Here is a 17,019-nt window from a genome sequence, read left to right as displayed (position 1 = left end):
AGCAGCTCATCGGACCCTCGTGATGCGGATGGCGATGCGGCCGAGGCTCGGCTTGTCCAAGACCTCGAGCTGGTAGACGGTGGTGCCCGTGCCCGCGACGTAGAGGACGTCGCCCGGGGCGATGCGCACCTTCTCGTGGCGCGTGTCACGCGCGGCCTCGTCTCGGCTGCTCACACGCACGCGCAGCTCGGCGTCTGCGAAGAAGCCGGGGTTCGCGTAGTCGTACGGACGCACCAGCTGGCCGTCGTCCCCGCGCGCGATGTCGTCCTCCTCCACGTAGAAGAGCCAGTCCTCGCCCTCTGAAGCGCCCTCGCGCGGCTCGCTGCGCACGTAGTAGAAGTCGGCCTCGCCGCGCGTGCTGTCGATCAGCTGCTGCGCGATGTCCAGCAGTGAGTTCGGGTCCGACGCGAGGTTGTCGCGCATGGTCTGCTCGATCAGCGCCGTGTCCGTTCCCACCGGCACGTCACGCAGCGTGAACTCCACGTCGGCGTCGCCCTCGGCCAGCCCGCCGTCGTGCAGGCGCGTCTGCGCCACCTCGAGCAGCAGGTCCCACAGATACGAAGGCGCCGGCGGTGCGCCCACGCCGCCCACCACGTCGATGGTCTGGTAGCCGTCCACCACCTGCGCGAGGAACAGCGGGTCCTCGCGGTCGGGCTGGCGGTAGCTCACCGAGGCCGACTGCGACGCGAAGGTGCTGCGCGCGCCGGACAGGATCACGTACTCGAGCGTCCAGCGCGGCAGCGTCCACCCGAACGAGTCCCCCTCGCCGGCGGGCAAGGGCGCGCGCCCCCCGAAGATGAAGCGCTCGTCCTCCACCATGCGGAAGGTCAGCTCCTCGATGACCGGGTCACCCGGCACCAGGCCATCGATGGTCAGCCAGCGCGGATCGCCAAAGTCGAAGAGATCCTCGATCTGGCTGCGCACCGAGTTGACGCTGGCGACCCCGCCGTTGCTCAGGTCCACGCCCTTGTACGGCAGGGCGTTCGCGTTCGCCCGCACGGTGATGGAGAACCCGTCCTCGAGCACGCGGGCACGCGATGCGCCCGAGATGAAGCCCGGGTGGTAGACCCCGTCGATGAACACCGGACCGTAGCGCCGCGAGAGGCTCGCGAAGTTGTCGGCTGCGTCTGCGAGCGTGAGCGGCAGGGTCCCCGGCGTGACCGGGTAGATGCCCTCCGGGTTGTCCGGGGAGCGCGGCCCGAGGCGCGTCTGCGTGTTCGGGTGCACCGCGATGACGTTCTCCAGCACGGTCTGCGAGACCGCGGCGGGCGTGAGGATCTCGTCCTCCACGTCGACCCCGAGCAGGTCCGCGAGCACCTGCGCCGGGGCCAGGCCCAACAGCGGGGCGAGCCCGATCAGCTGCTCCAGCGCCGTGCCTTCGAGCTGCGCCGTCTCGGGCGTCATGCGTAGCAGCGCCTGCATGTTGCGCGCGGCCGGGCTGAGCTCCGCCGGGTTCACGTCCTTGATGGCCTCGAGCGCGCTGTCCAAGAGGCGCGGCGTCGTGGGCCCGCTGCGCAGGTCGAGGTCCAGTAGCCAGAGCCGGTCTTGGACGTCACGCGGGAACGCGAGGATGTCTTCGCGGGTCAGCGTCTGCTCGAAGTCGGTCACGTCGAAGCGCAGGAAGCGCAGCTCGACGTCGCGGCTCTCCCCCACCGCCAGCTCCGCGGGCTCCGGGTCCGGCGGTGGTAGCCCGTCGACGCACGCGGTGAGCCCGAGGGCCAGGCTGGCGAGCAGCAGCGGGCGCGCCCCGTGTGCGAAGGGTGAATCGAACATGTTCGTCTCCTCGGTGCTCATGGCGCGCTCCGGGTTTGGGGGACCACGCGCAGCGAGACGCCCGTGGCGTCGACCGTCACCACCTCGAGCGCGAACACCGTGCCGGCGTCGTCCGCGAAGTAGACGGTCTGGCCCGCGACGGGGACCAGCTTCTCGTGGGTGGTGTCGTCCGTGCCCGCGCGCGCAGCGCTGCTCGACACGCGCGTACTCAACGACGCGTCGGAGAAGAAGCCGGGGGACGCATAGGCGTACGTGCCCGCCGCGTCCTCGGGCGCTCGGAAGAAAAGGAAGCCGGGACCCCCGTCGGTCGCTGGGACGAAGTAGACGTCCACCGCGCTCTCGATACGCCGATCGGCGCCGATCAGCAGCGCGGCCAGCTCGCTCGCTTGGGCCTGTAGCGTGGGGCGCAGCGCCGCGATCAGCCCCTCGGCGTCGAGGCCCACGGGCAGGTCGCGCAAGAGGAAGTCCATGCTGGCCTGGCCTTCGGCGATGCCGCCGTCGTGCAAGCGCAGCTGCGCGATCTCGGTCAGCACGTCCCAGAAGTACGTCGGCGCGGGCGGGCTCCCGAGGTTGCCGCTGGTGGCGATCGACACCCAGCCGCGGTCCCAGTCGATCACGGCGGCGTCGGCGATGGCGCCCGCGTCGTAGCGGAAGGTGCGCGCATAGCTGGTGTCGCCGTACAGCGGCTGGAACTGCCGGTAGGCGGCCTCCGCCACGATGTGCTCGAGGTGCCACGGCGAAGCCGCGAACGCGCCCCCGTCGCCGCGCGCGAAGCCTGCGTGCTGCGGGTCGGGTCGCGCCCCGCGCGTGCTGGACACCCCCACGAACACTGGGCTCTCCGACAACGCGAAGCGCAGGTCCACCAGCGGCTCGTCCACCATGCCGACGACCGCGAAGTCGTCCGAAAGGAAGTCCAGCTCGAGGTTCTCGTCGCCCTCGAGGCGGAACAGGTAGCTCTTGCCCTCGCGCGCCGCGTCCACGCCCTGGTAGGGCGACAGGTTGGAGCGCGCCGGGATGCTCATCTGGAACCCCGGCTCGAACACGCTGGCGAAGCTCTCGCCCGTCAGGAACCCAGGGTGCCCGTCGCGGGGGCCGTAGCGCGCGGCCACGGGTCGCAGGTCGTTCAGCACGTCGTGCATCGTCAGTGTCAGCGCGGGGTCGCCCGTGCTCGCGTCGAAGTCGATGTTGCCGTGCGTCCCGATCAGCAGGTCGAGCACGGCGTCGGCCACGCGCTCGATGTCCACGAACGTATCGGTCGGAGCCAGGGACACGAGGTTCGCGAGGATGCGCGGCGCCGGGAGCCCGACCGATGGCGCGATGGCCAGCAGCTCCTCGATGCTGGAGCCGCTCAGGTCGGCCGTGTCGGGGGTCATCCGCAGCAGACGCTGCAGGTTGCGCTCGCCCTGTCCCCACGCGCTGGTGTCCACGCCGAAGCGCTCTGGGTCGCGGATGCGATACAGGGCCTGCACCACCGGCGTGCGCAACGAGATGGTCACCACGTCGGTCGTGCGTTGCGCCGACTCCGTCATCACGGCTTCGAGGCCCGCGCGGTCGAGCTGAAGCACGGCGTGGCCGGAGGCGTCCGGCGGGCCGAGCCGAATCAGTCGGTCGCGGATGATCACCACGCTCAGCTCGCTGGCGTTGCCGACGGAGTCCGTGGCGCGCAGCGTGAACGGGTTCTCCCCGGGCTGCAGGCGCACCTGGTGGCGAAACGTGGGCGCCACCAGCACGTCCACCACGCCGCCGCCGCCGTTGATGATCTCGAGGTGCTCGACGCCGTGCTCGTCCGCGACGGTCCCCGTGAACGTCGCGTGCGACTCGTTCGTGCGGTTGGGGCTCGTCTCGGCCAGCGGCGCGCTGAGCGCGGGCGGGGTGGTGTCTCGCACCACGTCGCGCGTCGCCCGAGTCGTCCGCGCGGCGCTGTCGGTGACGCTCACCGTCACCGCCTGGGTCACCTCGGCCGGCAGCGGAAGGACGCCCTCGAAGTCGCCGGCCTCGTCTGCGGTGACGGTGGTCGCGTTCGCGTCCGTGCCGAGCGTGACCTGCTGGGGCGACGCGAGGGGCGCCGCCCCGCGGCTGACGCGGCCGCGCACGCAGATGCTCTCCCGGCCCGTGACCCCCGCGGGGACCGGGCTCCCACACGCCGCGCCGCTGCGGTCGTCGAAGAACGCGAAGCGCAGCCCCGGGGCGTCGCCTTCGTAGCGCGCCACCAGCTCGAAGCGCCGGTTGCGCAGACCGTCGACCTCGGCGATGCGCACCTCCACGCGGTTGTCGCCGTGCAGCAGCGGCAGCTCGGCCACGAAGCGCTGCTCGGGTCCCGGCTCGCCCGTCGGAGTCGCCAGCAGCACGCCGCCGAGCGCGTCCGTCAGCCGCACCGTCAGCGCGACGGGCGGGTCGGTGTAGGCGGCGAGCGAAAGGCGCACGTGCGGTTCGCGCTGCACGTCGCCGACGGTGGGCGCGATGACGCGCGCCGAGATGCCGCTCTGCGTCGTGACAGCGTCCAGCTGCGTCGGGTCGCCGTAGCTGGCGACTGGGGCCTGGTCGACGCAGCCCGCGAGGTCCACGACGGATGCGAGCGTGACGGCGAGGCCGAGGATGCGTGACCGCGCGCGCCGTCCGACGTGCCAGGTGAAGTGAGGGAGCCTGCTCATCGTGTCCTCCGCGAGACGTAGACCGCGATTTCGGTCGGGTCGGCGCCCACCACGAAGCGCAGGCGGTAGACGCCGCCATCCTCGTCCTGCGCGAAGACGGTGCTCTCGCCCACTGCGAGGCGCAGCTTCTCGTGCTCCGTGTCCCCGGAGCCCGGGACCGTGCGCGTGCTGACCATGCTCGTGAGCGCGGCGTCGGAGAAGAAGCCCGGGCGTGCATACCCGTACGGCGCGCCGGGGCGCGGGTCGCCGGCCGCCGCAAAGTACACGGTCGGGACGCCGTCCGCGCCCCGCGCGTAGAACAGGTCCACGCGACCGTTGTTCGCGGCGTAGTCGCCCAGCAGCATGTCCGACAGGGTCGACGCCTGCCCCTGCAGCACCGGGCGCACCGCTGCGCGGATCTCCTCGGCCGTCATGCCCACGCCGATGTCCTCCAGCGTGAACGCGACGTTGGCCTGGCCCTCGGGGATGGTGGCGCTCGGGAGGCGATGCAGCGCCACCTGCGCCACCTCGCTGACCATCTCCCAGATGAACTGCTCGTCGGGCGGGTTGCCGAGGTTGAGCGTGATGTTGAAGTCGGCCCAGCCGGGAGGGTCGCCGTTCTGACCCACGTTGATGCGCGCCAGGCACACGAAGAGGGAGAACGCGCACGGGTTCGCGACGCGCGTGCGGTACTGGGTGCGTGCCGCCGACGCCACCGTGTACTCGGCCTCCCACGAGGGCGTCGACCACACGTATTGCGTGCCACGCGGCGTGCTCGGGGCGTTGGTCTTGCACGGACCGTCGCCCGTGCAGGCGGGGATGAAGCGCGCGTTCTCACGCAGCGCGATGCGCAGGTCCACGACCGGGTTGGCCGTCAGCCCCGTCACGTCGAAGCGGGCGGGGTCGTTGAAGTCGAACTCCAGCACGTCGTTGGTGCTGGGCCCCGTGCGGTCCTCGACGATGGCGATGTATTCCTTGCCCAGCGAGAGGTCCACGCCGTCGCGCCAACGCAGGTTGGACTCCGCCACGATGGTCATCTGGAACGCGTCGGTGAAGACCTCGCTGTACGGCGTCGAGCCTGCCGCGAGGATGCCCGGATGAGACCCAGCGGGGCCGAGCGTCGCGCCGAGCGACGACAGGTCGTTCATCGCGTCGTAGAGCGTGATGATCATCTCGCCGTTGGGCCCCGTGTTGGGGTGTGGCGCGAGCAGGCCGGTCTGGAACGCCGTCGCCACGGCCTCCGTGCCCACGATCTCGCTGGTCCGCGAGATGCCAAGGGTCTGCGCCAGGATGTCGCTGAAGTCACCGGCCAGTCCCAACGACGAGAGCAGCCCCGCGAGGCCCTCGAGCCCCTCGAGGCTGGTGCCGGCGACCGCGACGTTCGCGGGGGTCATGGTCAGCAGGCGCACCAGCGCGTACTCGGCGCTCGACTGCCACGTCCCGTTCGGTCCGCCGAAGGTGCGTCCCAGCGGCGTGAGCGTGCAGTCGTGCTGCGGGTTCTGCGCGTCGTTGCGCCACGCCGTGCCGCAGGCGTTCTTGATCTGGGCCAGCGCGTTGCGGATGAGCGTCGCCGGGTCGAGCCGCAGGATCTCCGTCTGCGCCTGGATGGACGGCAGGATGACCTCGTTCACCCCGTCGCGGTCGAGCTCCATGCGCACCGTCGTGTCCGGGGTGGGGCGCAGAAAGAGGGGGTAGCGCTGCTCCTCGGCCCACTCCGCGACGTACGTGTTGCGGATGCGCACCACCTCGGTGGTGGCCACGCCGCTCACGTCGATGGCGCGGACCCGCAGGAACACGTCGCCGCTCGGGACGTCCACGCTCCGCTCGAAGCTCGCGAACTCGTCGAGCGTGTGCGCCATCAGCGACTCGCCGTACTCGGGCTCACCGTCGCCAGTCAGGTCGCGACCCACCTGGATCTTCACCTCGCGGATGCCCAGCCGGTCCATGGCCGATCCCCGCACGTCGACGCTCGGGGCTGCGATGGACGCGCCGTCCACGGGAGCGGTCACGAGCAGTGTCGGCGGGAGCCGGTCCACTTCGGGCGTGCCAACGAGCGCCAGGGTGGCCTCACCCACGTTCCCGAGCGCGTCGTAGGCGCGAAACGTGAACACGTTCGTCTGCCCAGGGAGCAGCGTCACGCGACGCGCCCAGCTCGCGTAGAAGTCGTCCGTGAGGATCGGCCGCTCCTCGAGCAGCTCCCCATCGCGCACCAGCTCCATGCGGACGACGGCCTCGTCGTCGGTTGCGTGACCCGTGATCACGGCAGCTCCAGACGCGAGCACGCTTCCGTCGGTTGGGGCCACGATGGTCACCGTCGGCCCCGAAGCCCCGCCTCCTGCGCTGGGCCCATGCACCATCACGCTCACCGTGTCGGAGCGATGCCCCGCGTTGTCGTACGCGAACGCCGTGATGCGGTAGGCGCCCGAAGGGGCAGCCGAGCTGAAGGACCACGTGCGGAAGCCGTCTTCGGTGCTCGCGGCGAGCGGAGCGTTCGGGCCGACTTGCACGAAGACCGAGGCCACGCCCGCATCGTCGAGAGCCGTCCCGAGGACAGTCACGCCATCCGAGGTCGATGCCCCCTCGGCGGGGCTCGTGATCGTCACGCGCGGGGGCGCCTCGTCGCGCGGCGGGACGAACGGGTCGACCGGGACGCTGGTGTCCCGCGGCCCGGCGTCGCCACCGGGACCTTGGTCGGCGTGGCCGCTCGGCGGTCCGTCGTCGAGGCCCCCGGTGAGGCTGCAGCCTTGCATAAATGATTGTATTATCAGCGAAAAGACGAGCAAAGACGGCGCGCGACGTCGCATCGACGTGGGGCGCGCACGCGTGGGACGTGCTGCATACATGGAGGCCTCGCGCTCTCGGTGCCCACCGGGCTCCGCGTGCATTTAGCGTTACTCAACGAGAACGAAAAATACGCTACCGGAACTATCGGCGAACGCAAGATCTTTTACGTAACCCGTTGATTACGTAAAAGATCGGGGCGCTCCGGACGGGGCTCAGCGCGCGGCGTCGCGCACGACGGCGAGCATCGCGTGCGCCATCTGAGTCGTCAGCCACACCTGCCGGTCCGCGTCCGCGCGGCTCACGGGGTAGCGCCGAAAGAGCGTCCCGCCCGCGCTCTCGATCCAGCCGACGAGGGTCTCGATCTCGAGGTCGCTCGCGTGCTCGAAGCCCCCCAGGTTCGCTTGCGAGCGGATCACCGCGATGATCGCGCTCACGATCCGTTGCCGGTAGCGATGCGCGAGGGAGTCGACCTCGAAGCACTCGCGATAGAAGCCGAACGCCAACGGACCCATGGCCAGGCCCCAGTCGAAGAACGCGCAGATGCCGGCTTCGATGCGCTCGTCTTCGTCACCGTCGCTCGCGACCACCGTCACGATGCGAGCCATCAGGTCCGCGCTCGCGCGCTCGTAGAGCATCTCCATGACCTGCTCGATGCCGCGCGGGAACCAGCGGTAGAGGGTGGGGCGGGACGTGCCTGCTTCTTGCACCAGCAGGTCGACCGTGATGTCGCTCGAGGAGCGCTCTCCCAGCAGGCGCCCGGCGGCGTCGAGCACACCCGCCTGCTTCTCGGCGAGGTCGCGGCCGCCTATCGGGGGTCTGCCGCGTCGGCGGGGGGGCGGCCGCCGCGACTCCTTCTTGCTGGTGGACACGGTCTCGCTCTCCTGGGTAGTGGGCCGTCGCGGGAGGATACGCGATCGACGCCGCTCGTCGCGCCGGACCTGCGTGAACAGGTTGGCGCCACGCACGTTGCTCACAACCCCGGCATGCGCCGAGATTTTCGTGACGGATCCGCGCGCCACTCTCCGAGCGTGAACGAGCGGCGCCCGACACGGCGCGTCGACCCACCACACGACTTGCGAGAAGCGACCACGCTGTGCGTCGAAGGGATCGCGGCCCCGAAGGTTGAGTGCCGATCTTGTGAGGTGGGGTGGAGCTGGCACCGGGGCGACCCTAGAGCCCGCGCAGCGACGAGGTCGAACGGGCGCGGAGTCTGTGCTTTGCGCTCCGACGCGGCGTGGCTGCGCAGGAGCGGCGCGGAATTGCCGTCTCGCGCAGCAGGCGCGCCGCGCGGAGGTAGTTGGCGATCGGCTCGGCGATCTGGGCGCTTCCACGGCGTCGGAAAGCTCAGCAGCGTCTTGGCACCGTCGTTGCACCACGACCCACGCGTGGACGCTCGGACATGGACTTTGGCGTGGCTTGCGCTGGCCGCTGCCTGCGATGCTGGCGTGGCTGAGCCGCGACGGGAAGTGGAGCCGCCCGAGGCGCGCTACCCGGTGACGATCCCTACGCCGCGGGTGCTGGAGGGGTTGCCGGTGGGCCCGCTCGACGTCTCGGGGCGCCCCACGGTGGTGGCGTGTGGGACGTGCCACGAGCCGGGTGAGCAGCGTGAATTCCCGGAGAACGCGGGCGAGGTCGAAGCACCGCATGCGGGGCTCTCCTCCCGTCATGGGGAGCTGCCGTGTGCTTCGTGCCATGCGCCGGCGGACCGCAGCGCGCTGCACCTCGCGGATGGAACCGACGTCCCACTGACGGACGCGCTGCGCCTCTGTGCGCAGTGCCACGGGCCCCAGTACCGCGACTATCGTCATGGCGCGCACGGCGGTATGCGCGGCCACTGGGATCTCTCGCGGGGGCCGCGCGAGCGCAGCCACTGCGTGGCCTGCCATGACCCACACGCGCCTGCGTTCGGGCAGTTCGAGCCCGTGCCCGGCCCGCGAGACCGCTTTACGGGAGCCGCTACGCCCCACGGAGACGCCCATGACTGACGACATCAGCCGACGCCGGATGCTGAAGGCTGCTGGCGCCACTCTCGGTGCCGCTGCCTTCGCCCGCGCGGTGGCGCCTCTGGCGCAGGTCGCGGAGGCCACCAGCATGGAGGAGCTGCTCACGCAGCACTACAAGGAGCTGAGCGCTGATGACAAGCGCCGGCTCATCGCGCGCCTCGAGTCCGAGACCGAGCACCGCTATGGCGCGGTCGTCACCATCCGCGACATCGAGGCCCGTGCGGGCGTGCAATTCGCCTACGCTCTCAATCTGAGCGCCTGCATCGGGTGCCGACGCTGCGCCGACGCCTGTCATCAGGAGAACAACCACGACAGGCGCACCAATCAGTCGTACATCCGTGTGCTCGAGATGGAGCAAGGATCCATGGACATGGAGCGCGGTACGGTGCACTACGACCACGCCGTTCCGGCCCCCGGCAAGTTCTACATGCCCGTGCAGTGCCAGCAGTGTGAGAACCCGCCATGCACCCATGTGTGCCCTGTGGAGGCCACCTGGCAGGAGGCCGACGGCATCGTGGTGGTGGACTACAACTGGTGCATCGGCTGCCGCTACTGCGAGGCGGCCTGTCCCTATCATGCGCGCCGCTTCAACTGGACGGCCCCCGAGATCCCAGCGGAGGAGATCAACTCCGATCAGGGCCTCTTGTCCAACCGCATCCGGCCGCAGGGCGTGGTGGAGAAGTGCACGTTCTGCCTGCACCGCACGCGCGACGGACGCCTGCCGGCGTGTCTCGAGGCGTGCCCGACCGGCGCGCGCGTGTTCGGAAACATGCTGGACCCCGAGTCCGAGATCCGCTGGATCCTGGACAACAAGCGCGTCTTCGTCCTGAAAGAAGAGCTCGGTACGCGCCCACGCTTCTACTACTTCTTCGACAACTGAGCGTGCCGTGACCCACCAACCCACGAACAGAGATGAGAGCCCCGGCGAGGTCCGCCACGTGGTCAGCTATCCGCGCTTCCTGCTGGACGCGCTGGACGAGGCCACCGAGGGGTCGCGGGTCTTCTACGCGTGGATGTTCGTGCTCACGGCCATCGCGCTGGTGGGCGCCAACGCATGGGCCAACCAGGTGGTCGAGGGCATGGGCGTCACCAACATGACCGACCACGTGTCGTGGGGCCTCTACATCGCGAACTTCACGTTCGCCGTGGGCCTCGCCGCGGGCGGCGTCATGATGGTGATCCCGGCCTACGTCTACGACGACCACGAGATGCACCGCGTGGTGATCATCGGCGAGGTCCTGGCCATCGCGGCCATCGTCATGTGCTTGATGTTCGTGGTGGCCGACCTCGGTCGCCCCGACCGCTTCTGGCACATGATCCCCGGCGTCGGGCGCTTCAACTGGCCCATGTCGATGCTGACCTGGGACGTGCTGGTGCTGAACGGCTACCTGCTGATCAACCTGCACGTGGTCGGCTACATCATCTATCAGCGCTGGCTGGGGCGAGAGCCCAACCCGAAGTGGTACATGCCCTTCGTCTTCCTCTCGATCGCGTGGGCCATCTCCATCCACACGGTCACGGCGTTCCTCTACGCCGGCCTCGGCGGCCGCCCGTTCTGGAACTCGGCCCTGCTCGCGCCGCGCTTCCTGGCGTCCGCGTTCGTGACCGGGCCGGCGTTCATCGTGCTGTCGCTCCAAGTGGTCAAGCGCACCACGGACTTCTATGTGCCGGGCTCTGCGCTGAGCATGCTGGTGTCCATCATCCGGGTCACCGCGCCCATCAACCTCTTCATGCTGGGCGCCGAGGTCTTCTCGGAGTTCTACGCGGGCGGCGCGCACGTGGCCTCGGCGCGCTACTTGTTCCTCGGGCTGCACGGCCACTCCGAGCTGGTCCCGTGGATCTGGACCGCCATCAGCTTCAACGTCTTCGCCGCCGCGGTGCTGTTGACGCCAGCGCTATCCGCGCGCCCCTGGCTGCTGAACCTCGCGCTGATGCTCACCTTCGTGGGCGTCTGGATCGAGAAGGGTATGGGCTTGATCGTGCCGGGATTCATCCCGTCCACCCTGCACGAGATCGTGCCGTACACGCCCAGCCTCACGGAGTGGAAGGTGATGGCGGGCGTCTGGGCGGCGGGGCTGATGGTGTTCACCGTGGGTCTGCGCGTGGCCCTCGGCGCCATGACGGGGGCGATGCGGGCCGACGACGCGCCAGAGGAGAACTCCGCGCTCGCTCCTGACGAAGAGCCCGTGCAGCACGCGAACGTGCGGGGAGGCCACTGATGCCCATCTCTGGCCTGGTCGTGACCCTGGACCGCGACCGCAACGCGTGCGCTGCCGCTCGCGCCGAGCTAGGCGCCTTCCCCGCGCTCGAGCTGGGCGAGTACGCTGCCGGCCGCCTGGCTGCTGTTCTGGAAGCCGAGGACTACGCGGCGCACGACGCGCGCCTCACCGAGCTGCGGGCGGTGCACGGCGTGGTCTGGGTGGACGTGGTCTTTCATGACTTCTCCGACCTGTGCGACTTCGAGCGCCCCCCACGTGGGAGACGCGCTGACCTTTGCTCGGATGATGGAGGTGCCCATGGATCGGCGTGATTTCTTGAAGGCGTCAGCCATGAGCGCGGCAAGCGCCGCCGTCCTCGCGCGCAGCGTGAGCGCCGACGAGCCCGACGCCCTGGACCCCGCCATCCGTGAGCAGGTGGGCAGCGGCGTGACCTGGGACAAGGCGCCGTGCCGCTTCTGCGGGACGGGCTGTCACGTGCAGGTGGGTGTGCGCAACGACCGCGTGGTGGCCATCGCGGGCGACCGCCAGGCGGCCGTGAACCGCGGGCTGCTGTGCGTGAAGGGCTACCATGTGGGGCTCGCGCTCTACGGCGGCGACCGCCTCACGCGCCCCATGATCAAGCGCGGCGACGTGCACGTGCCTATCTCCTGGGACGAGGCGCTCGGCATCATTGCGGACCGCATCGAGGGGAACCCCGCCGGCTTCGCGTTCTATGGGTCTGGTCAGTGGACCATCCCCGAGGGCTACGCGGCGCAGAAGTTCATGAAGGGGGGGCTCGCCAACAACCACATCGACCCCAACGCGCGGCTGTGCATGGCGTCGGCTGTTACCGGCTTCATCTCCACCTACGGCGTGGACGAGCCGGCCAGCTGCTTCGACGACCTAGAGCACGCCAACGTGGTGCTCCTGTGGGGCAACAACCCCGCCGAGATGCACCCCATCCTCTTCTCCCGGATGGTCGACCGGCGCGCGCGCGGCGAGGACCTGCGCATCATCGACATCGGTACGCGTCGCACGCGCACCACGGGCTTCGCCGACGAGTACCTCGAGTTCCGCCCGCAGTCGGACATCGCCGTCCTCAACGGCGTCCTGCACCTGCTCATCGAGGACGCCACGTACGACCGCGAGTTCGTGGAGCGCCACGTGGCGTTCCGGCGCGAGGAGGGCGCTCCGGAGCTGATGGGCGTCGCCACCGACTTCGACACGTTCCGCGCGGCCATGGGCGAGTACACCCCCGAGCGGGTGCAGGAGCTGTCGGGTGTGCCGGCAGCCAAGATTCGCATGTTGGCCGGGCTGTTCGCGGACCGTGACCTGCGCATCACCAGCCTGTGGTGCATGGGCGGCAATCAGCACACGCGCGGCACGGGCGTGAACCGGCAGATCCACGCCATCCACTTGCTGTCGGGGCACTGGGGGCGTCAGGGCGATGGGCCGCAGAGCCTCACCGGGCAGCCCTCGGCCTGCGGTACGGCGCGCGAAGTGGGCACGCTTTCGCACGCGCTGCCGGGCGGCCTGGTGGTGGCGAACCCCGAGCATCGCCGCCACGCGGAGGAGATCTGGAACCTGCCCGAGGGGCGCATCAACGCCACGCCGGGAGCGCACACTGTGGAGATGTGGCGGCGCTTCTCCACCGCGGCCAGCGAGGGGGGTGACATCGACACCATCTGGGTGCAGGTCACCAACCCGGCGCAGTCGCTGCCCAACACCAAGGCGCTGTTCGAGCCCAGCCGTAGCATCCCAGGGAAGTTCCTGATCGTCTCGGACGTGTACCCCACGGCCACCGTCCGGGCAGCGGACCTGATCCTCCCGTCCGCCATGTGGGTCGAGAAGAACGGCATGGTGGGCAACTCCGAGCGACGCACCCAGCAGTGGTTCAAGATGGTGAATCCGCCGGGCGAGGCGCGTGACGACGCGTGGCAGGTCATCGCGGTGGCGCGGAAGCTGTTCGACCGCGGTCACCTCGGTATGCGCGACAAAGACGGGCGCTTTCTGTTCCGCATGAGCGATGCGACGGGCGCCGAGGTGCCGGTCTGGGACTTCCGGCGGTACTACGACGTGAACGTCGACCAGCAGCTGTTCGACGAGTACAGGCGCTTCTCGCGCTACAAGCACAAGGACCTCGCGCCATACGCGGAGTACACGCGCGCTCGCGGGCTGCGCTGGCCAGTGGTCGAGCGCGACGGAGTCTGGGCGGAGACGCGCTACCGCTTCGTCGAGGGCGAGGACCCCTACGTGGAGGCTGGCAAGGGCTTCCAGTTCTATCACTCCACCTCGAGCGACGACCGCGCACAGGTCTGGATCCAGCCCTACGTCGCGCCGCCCGAGGAGCCAGATGACGAGTTCCCGTTTTGGCTGTGCACGGGTCGCGTGATCGAGCACTGGCACACGGGGTCGATGACCATGCGCATCCCGCAGCTGCGGCGCGCCATGCCCGAGGCTTACGTGGAGCTAAACCCGACCGACGCGCGCCGTCTGGGTGTCGAGAACGGAGACGTGGTGCGGCTCGAGACGCGGCGCGGAGCCATCGAAATCGCGGCCTGGATCGACGGGCGCGGCCGCCCTCCCGAGGGCTCGCTGTTCGTGCCGTTCTTCGACGAGCGGCTGGCCATCAACGAGCTGACGCTCGAGGACTACTGTCCCATCTCGAAGCAGCCGGACTACAAGAAGTGCGCGGCGCGCGTGGTGCGCGTCCCGCGCAGAGCGGGGTCCCGTGAGTGACGACGGTTCCGTCAGTGACCAAGGCGGACGCCGCTGGCGCTCGGTGTTCCTCGCTGGCGCCGTGGTGGTCGCGGCCGTGGGGTACATGACCGGCACGCGCCACGCGGAGCAGCCGCGCGGCTACCAAGCGGTGACCGAGCCCGTTCACGGCGCGGCCACAGCGCCTCCGCAGGCCGGCATGGAGTCCGCGCGCTATGCCGACCGGCGGGCTACCCAGCTGCTGGCGCTCGAGTCCATGCGTGCGCAGCCGGGCACGGGGGCCGAGGCGCCTCCCCACGACCCGGTGGCCTACGCGCAGGCTGCTGCGGCGCGGCGCGAGGCGCGTGCCTACGACGGCGCCCCGCCCACCATTCCGCACGCGGTCGATCAGCACGGCGCACCCGCGTGTCTGGCCTGCCACGCCGAGGGGATGCGCGTGGAAGGTCGGGCGGCGCCGCTCATGAGCCACGAGCGCTTCGACAGCTGCCTGCAGTGCCACGCGCTCGCCGAGAGCCCGCTGCCGCGGAGCGCGCCGTTGGCGCACTCGGTCAGCGAGGTGAACAGCTTCCTGGGGTTGACCGAGCCCGAGCGCGGAGAGCGCGCGTGGCCCGGTGCGCCGCCCACCATGCCGCATCGGACGTTCATGCGCGAGCGCTGCGACAGCTGCCACGGCACGCAAGCCTCGGGGCTCACCACCAGTCACCCCTGGCGGCAGAGCTGCCCGCAGTGTCATGCCCCTTCGGCGACTCTGGATCAGCGCCCGCGCTCCACCCTCGCGCCGCTCCCCGGTCTCACCACGGCGGGGGCGCGGTGAGTCGTGACCTGCCGCTCGGGCGGCGCGACTTCCTGCTGGCGCGACTGCGGCCGGTGATCGCCGGACGCGTGGCGGCGGGCCCGACGCAGGCCGAGGCGCTGGCCGCCGACGGGGAAGCTGCGCCCGCGCCACCGTGGGCAAGGCCGAGCGCGCGTCGCCGCGTGGCGCTCCCCAGCATGTCGTTCCGGGCCACGGTCGACCGCTTCGGCTGCCTGGCGGGCGCAGGGCAGGTGTGCAGCGTCTGCGTGGAGCGCTGCCCCGAGCCTGGCGCGCTCAGGCTGGATGGGCTCTACCCCGTCGTGGACGGAGACCGCTGCACGGGCTGCGGCGCATGCGAACCCGCTTGTCCTGCGCCGAGCCCCGCCATCCGGGTGCTCCCGCTCATCCCCTCGAAAAGGACCACACCATGAAGCTCAGCGAGCTCCCGGACGTGTACCGCGCCTCTCTCGACGAGGCGACCTTCGACACCTACCTCGAGGACCTGCGCGCGCTCGACAGCCCCCTCGAGGTGCGCGCCAAGGCCGCTGCCACCGCGTACGCGGAGGAGCGCACCTGGACGCTGGACAAGGCGGTGGGCGCGCTCGAGGCCGGCGCCGTGCGGGCAGTCCAGGTGCGCTATGTGCTCGACGGACAGGTGTGGTGCGACACTATCATGGGCGCGGGCCGCGCCGTGCCACGCCAGCTCGTGAGGATGGCGGCGCTGGTCGCCGCGCTGCTGCTGTGCGCCTCGGGGGAAGCGGGGGCGCAGTCTCCCTCCGCCTCGCCAACGGACGCCACGGCCGCGCCCGCGGAGGGCGACGCGGTGGGCGCAGGCGACGCCGAGGCCACAGCGCAGGAAGACGTTGCGCCCGTGCCGGAGGAGCAGTCTGCACCGAGCGAGCCGCCACCGGAGGCGCCCGCCGCGCCCGCAGCGTGGCCGTTCGACTGGGGGCTCGACGCCTTCACGCGTCCCGAGGTGCGCACAGGCTACGACGAACTCGGCCTCGCGGACAACGACTTCGTCCGCTTTCGCTTTCGCTTCGCGCTCATCCTCACGCCCATCGAGCTGGGACGTGTGCGGCTCTCGGCGCGCATCGAGCCACAGGCCTCGGGGGCGTGGTCCTCGGGCGCCGACCTCACGGACGCCGCTCTCGGTCTGCACCAGGGCTTCATCACGATCGCCACCGACCGGGTGAGCGTGCAGCTGGGTCGCCAGGAGCTCAACTACGGGGAGCACCTGGTGCTCGGGTCCGTCCCCTGGCACCCCATGGGGCGCGCGTTCGATGCGGCCAAGGTCCGCGTGGACCTGGGCAGCGGGGCGTGGCTCGACGTGTTCGGGGCGCAGCTGGTGGAGGGGGCCACCAACAACTTCGCAGACACCGACGCGTACCTGCTGGGCGCCTACGCGGCGCTCGGACCGTTGCTCCATGAGGGGCTCGCGCTGGACGTCTACCTGTTGGAGCAACTGCGCGCCGCGGCCAGCTCGGGGGGCATCCCCGGCACGCCGGGACTCCAGCGCTCCACGCTGGGCGTTCGGGCCAGGCAGCGCATCGGCCTGTTCGACTATCGCGCCGAGGCTGGGGTGCAGCTCGGGCGCACCGGGGCCGCCAAGCTGCGCGCGTTCCAGTTCGACGCCGAGGCAGGCGTCACGCTCGCGCAGGATCATCTCCGCCTCGCGCTCGAGGGCTTCTACGCGTCTGGCGACGACCCAGGGACCGCGAAGAACGAAGCGTGGGACCAGCTCTACCCCACGGCGCACATCTGGCTCGGCTTCGCGGACATTATCGGGGGTCGCTCGAACGTCGCAGGCGCGGTCTTCCACGCCGCCGTGAACGCCAACGCCGAGCTGCGCTTCACGCTCGACACCCACCTGTTCGTGCGGCCAGAGGCGGGCGCGCTCAGCGGTGACGGGCTGGCTGGCTTCGAGGCCGACGTCGGCGCGCGCTGGCAGATCGGCACGGGTCTCGCGTTGCGCGCCAACTACAGCCTCTTTCGTGCCTTCACCGACGCCTACCCGGTGGACGAGCTGGCCCACTTCGCAGAGCTGGAGCTGCGCTACACGCGCTGAGCGACCGCCGTGGGAAGGCGGCGCTCGGCGTGGCCACTCCAGTCGAGCGGGC

At 70.4% G+C, this 17,019-nt stretch carries 12 protein-coding genes; 8 read left to right on the top strand and 4 right to left on the bottom strand.

Annotated features, from left to right (window positions below):
- Positions 1-6: 6 nt before the first annotated feature.
- The 4 genes from H6726_25335 to H6726_25320 form a co-directional block, all read right to left on the bottom strand.
- Positions 7-1,794 carry an acetyltransferase gene (locus H6726_25335; protein MCB9660995.1) on the bottom strand — a complete coding sequence of 596 codons (1,788 nt, stop codon included), beginning with the start codon at positions 1,792-1,794 and terminating at the stop codon, positions 7-9.
- Positions 1,791-4,424 carry a hypothetical protein gene (locus H6726_25330; GenBank protein MCB9660994.1) on the bottom strand — a complete coding sequence of 878 codons (2,634 nt, stop codon included), beginning with the start codon at positions 4,422-4,424 and terminating at the stop codon, positions 1,791-1,793. Before H6726_25330 ends, H6726_25335 begins: the two co-directional genes overlap by 4 nt.
- Positions 4,421-7,153: an Ig-like domain-containing protein gene (locus H6726_25325; protein ID MCB9660993.1), complete on the bottom strand. Its 2,733-nt coding sequence runs from the start codon at positions 7,151-7,153 to the stop codon at positions 4,421-4,423. Before H6726_25325 ends, H6726_25330 begins: the two co-directional genes overlap by 4 nt.
- 246 nt (positions 7,154-7,399) lie before the next feature.
- Positions 7,400-8,161 carry a TetR/AcrR family transcriptional regulator gene (locus tag H6726_25320; protein MCB9660992.1) on the bottom strand — a complete coding sequence of 254 codons (762 nt, stop codon included), beginning with the start codon at positions 8,159-8,161 and terminating at the stop codon, positions 7,400-7,402.
- Positions 8,162-8,632: 471 nt separating this feature from the next.
- Here H6726_25320 and H6726_25315 point away from each other — a divergent pair, with 471 nt between their 5' ends.
- The 8 genes from H6726_25315 (at position 8,633) to H6726_25280 (ending at position 16,967) form a co-directional block, all read left to right on the top strand.
- A complete protein-coding gene (locus H6726_25315; protein ID MCB9660991.1) occupies positions 8,633-9,172 on the top strand; it encodes a hypothetical protein in 540 nt (179 codons plus the stop codon).
- Positions 9,165-10,070 carry a 4Fe-4S dicluster domain-containing protein gene (locus tag H6726_25310; GenBank protein MCB9660990.1) on the top strand — a complete coding sequence of 302 codons (906 nt, stop codon included), beginning with the start codon at positions 9,165-9,167 and terminating at the stop codon, positions 10,068-10,070. The genes H6726_25315 and H6726_25310 overlap by 8 nt, the downstream gene beginning before the upstream one ends.
- Before the next feature lie 133 nt (positions 10,071-10,203).
- Positions 10,204-11,409, top strand: a complete 1,206-nt coding sequence (gene nrfD, locus H6726_25305) for a polysulfide reductase NrfD (protein MCB9660989.1) — start codon at positions 10,204-10,206, stop codon at positions 11,407-11,409.
- Entirely contained in the window at positions 11,409-11,720 is a 312-nt protein-coding gene (locus H6726_25300; protein MCB9660988.1) for a chaperone NapD, read from the top strand. The genes nrfD and H6726_25300 overlap by 1 nt, the downstream gene beginning before the upstream one ends.
- Entirely contained in the window at positions 11,692-14,127 is a 2,436-nt protein-coding gene (locus H6726_25295; GenBank protein MCB9660987.1) for a molybdopterin-dependent oxidoreductase, read from the top strand. Before H6726_25300 ends, H6726_25295 begins: the two co-directional genes overlap by 29 nt.
- Positions 14,120-14,920, top strand: coding sequence for a nitrate reductase cytochrome c-type subunit (locus H6726_25290; GenBank protein MCB9660986.1), 801 nt, complete (start codon positions 14,120-14,122; stop codon positions 14,918-14,920). The genes H6726_25295 and H6726_25290 overlap by 8 nt, the downstream gene beginning before the upstream one ends.
- 176 nt (positions 14,921-15,096) lie before the next feature.
- On the top strand, positions 15,097-15,330 hold the full coding sequence (locus tag H6726_25285) for a 4Fe-4S binding protein (GenBank protein MCB9660985.1): 234 nt from the start codon (positions 15,097-15,099) through the stop codon (positions 15,328-15,330).
- The gene (locus H6726_25280) at positions 15,327-16,967 is read left to right on the top strand and encodes an alginate export family protein (protein ID MCB9660984.1); all 1,641 of its coding nucleotides are present in this window, start codon (positions 15,327-15,329) and stop codon (positions 16,965-16,967) included. The genes H6726_25285 and H6726_25280 overlap by 4 nt, the downstream gene beginning before the upstream one ends.
- The last annotated feature ends 52 nt before the right edge of the window (positions 16,968-17,019 follow it).

The organism is Sandaracinaceae bacterium (assembly GCA_020633055.1).
GTDB lineage: Bacteria > Myxococcota_A > Polyangia > Polyangiales > Houyiibacteriaceae > JADJJE01.
The sequence above is the reverse complement of the archived record's forward strand: the minus strand, read 5'-3'. Positions and strand labels throughout refer to the sequence as shown.

Coding starts and splice junctions, on each gene's coding strand:
- H6726_25335 (MCB9660995.1), bottom strand. CDS start 1,794: ATGAGCACCGAGGAGACGAACATGTTCGATTCACCCTTCGCACACGGG.
- H6726_25330 (MCB9660994.1), bottom strand. CDS start 4,424: ATGAGCAGGCTCCCTCACTTCACCTGGCACGTCGGACGGCGCGCGCGG.
- H6726_25325 (MCB9660993.1), bottom strand. CDS start 7,153: ATGCAAGGCTGCAGCCTCACCGGGGGCCTCGACGACGGACCGCCGAGC.
- H6726_25310 (MCB9660990.1), top strand. CDS start 9,165: ATGACTGACGACATCAGCCGACGCCGGATGCTGAAGGCTGCTGGCGCC.
- nrfD (MCB9660989.1), top strand. CDS start 10,204: ATGTTCGTGCTCACGGCCATCGCGCTGGTGGGCGCCAACGCATGGGCC.
- H6726_25300 (MCB9660988.1), top strand. CDS start 11,409: ATGCCCATCTCTGGCCTGGTCGTGACCCTGGACCGCGACCGCAACGCG.
- H6726_25295 (MCB9660987.1), top strand. CDS start 11,692: ATGATGGAGGTGCCCATGGATCGGCGTGATTTCTTGAAGGCGTCAGCC.
- H6726_25285 (MCB9660985.1), top strand. CDS start 15,097: ATGTCGTTCCGGGCCACGGTCGACCGCTTCGGCTGCCTGGCGGGCGCA.
- H6726_25280 (MCB9660984.1), top strand. CDS start 15,327: ATGAAGCTCAGCGAGCTCCCGGACGTGTACCGCGCCTCTCTCGACGAG.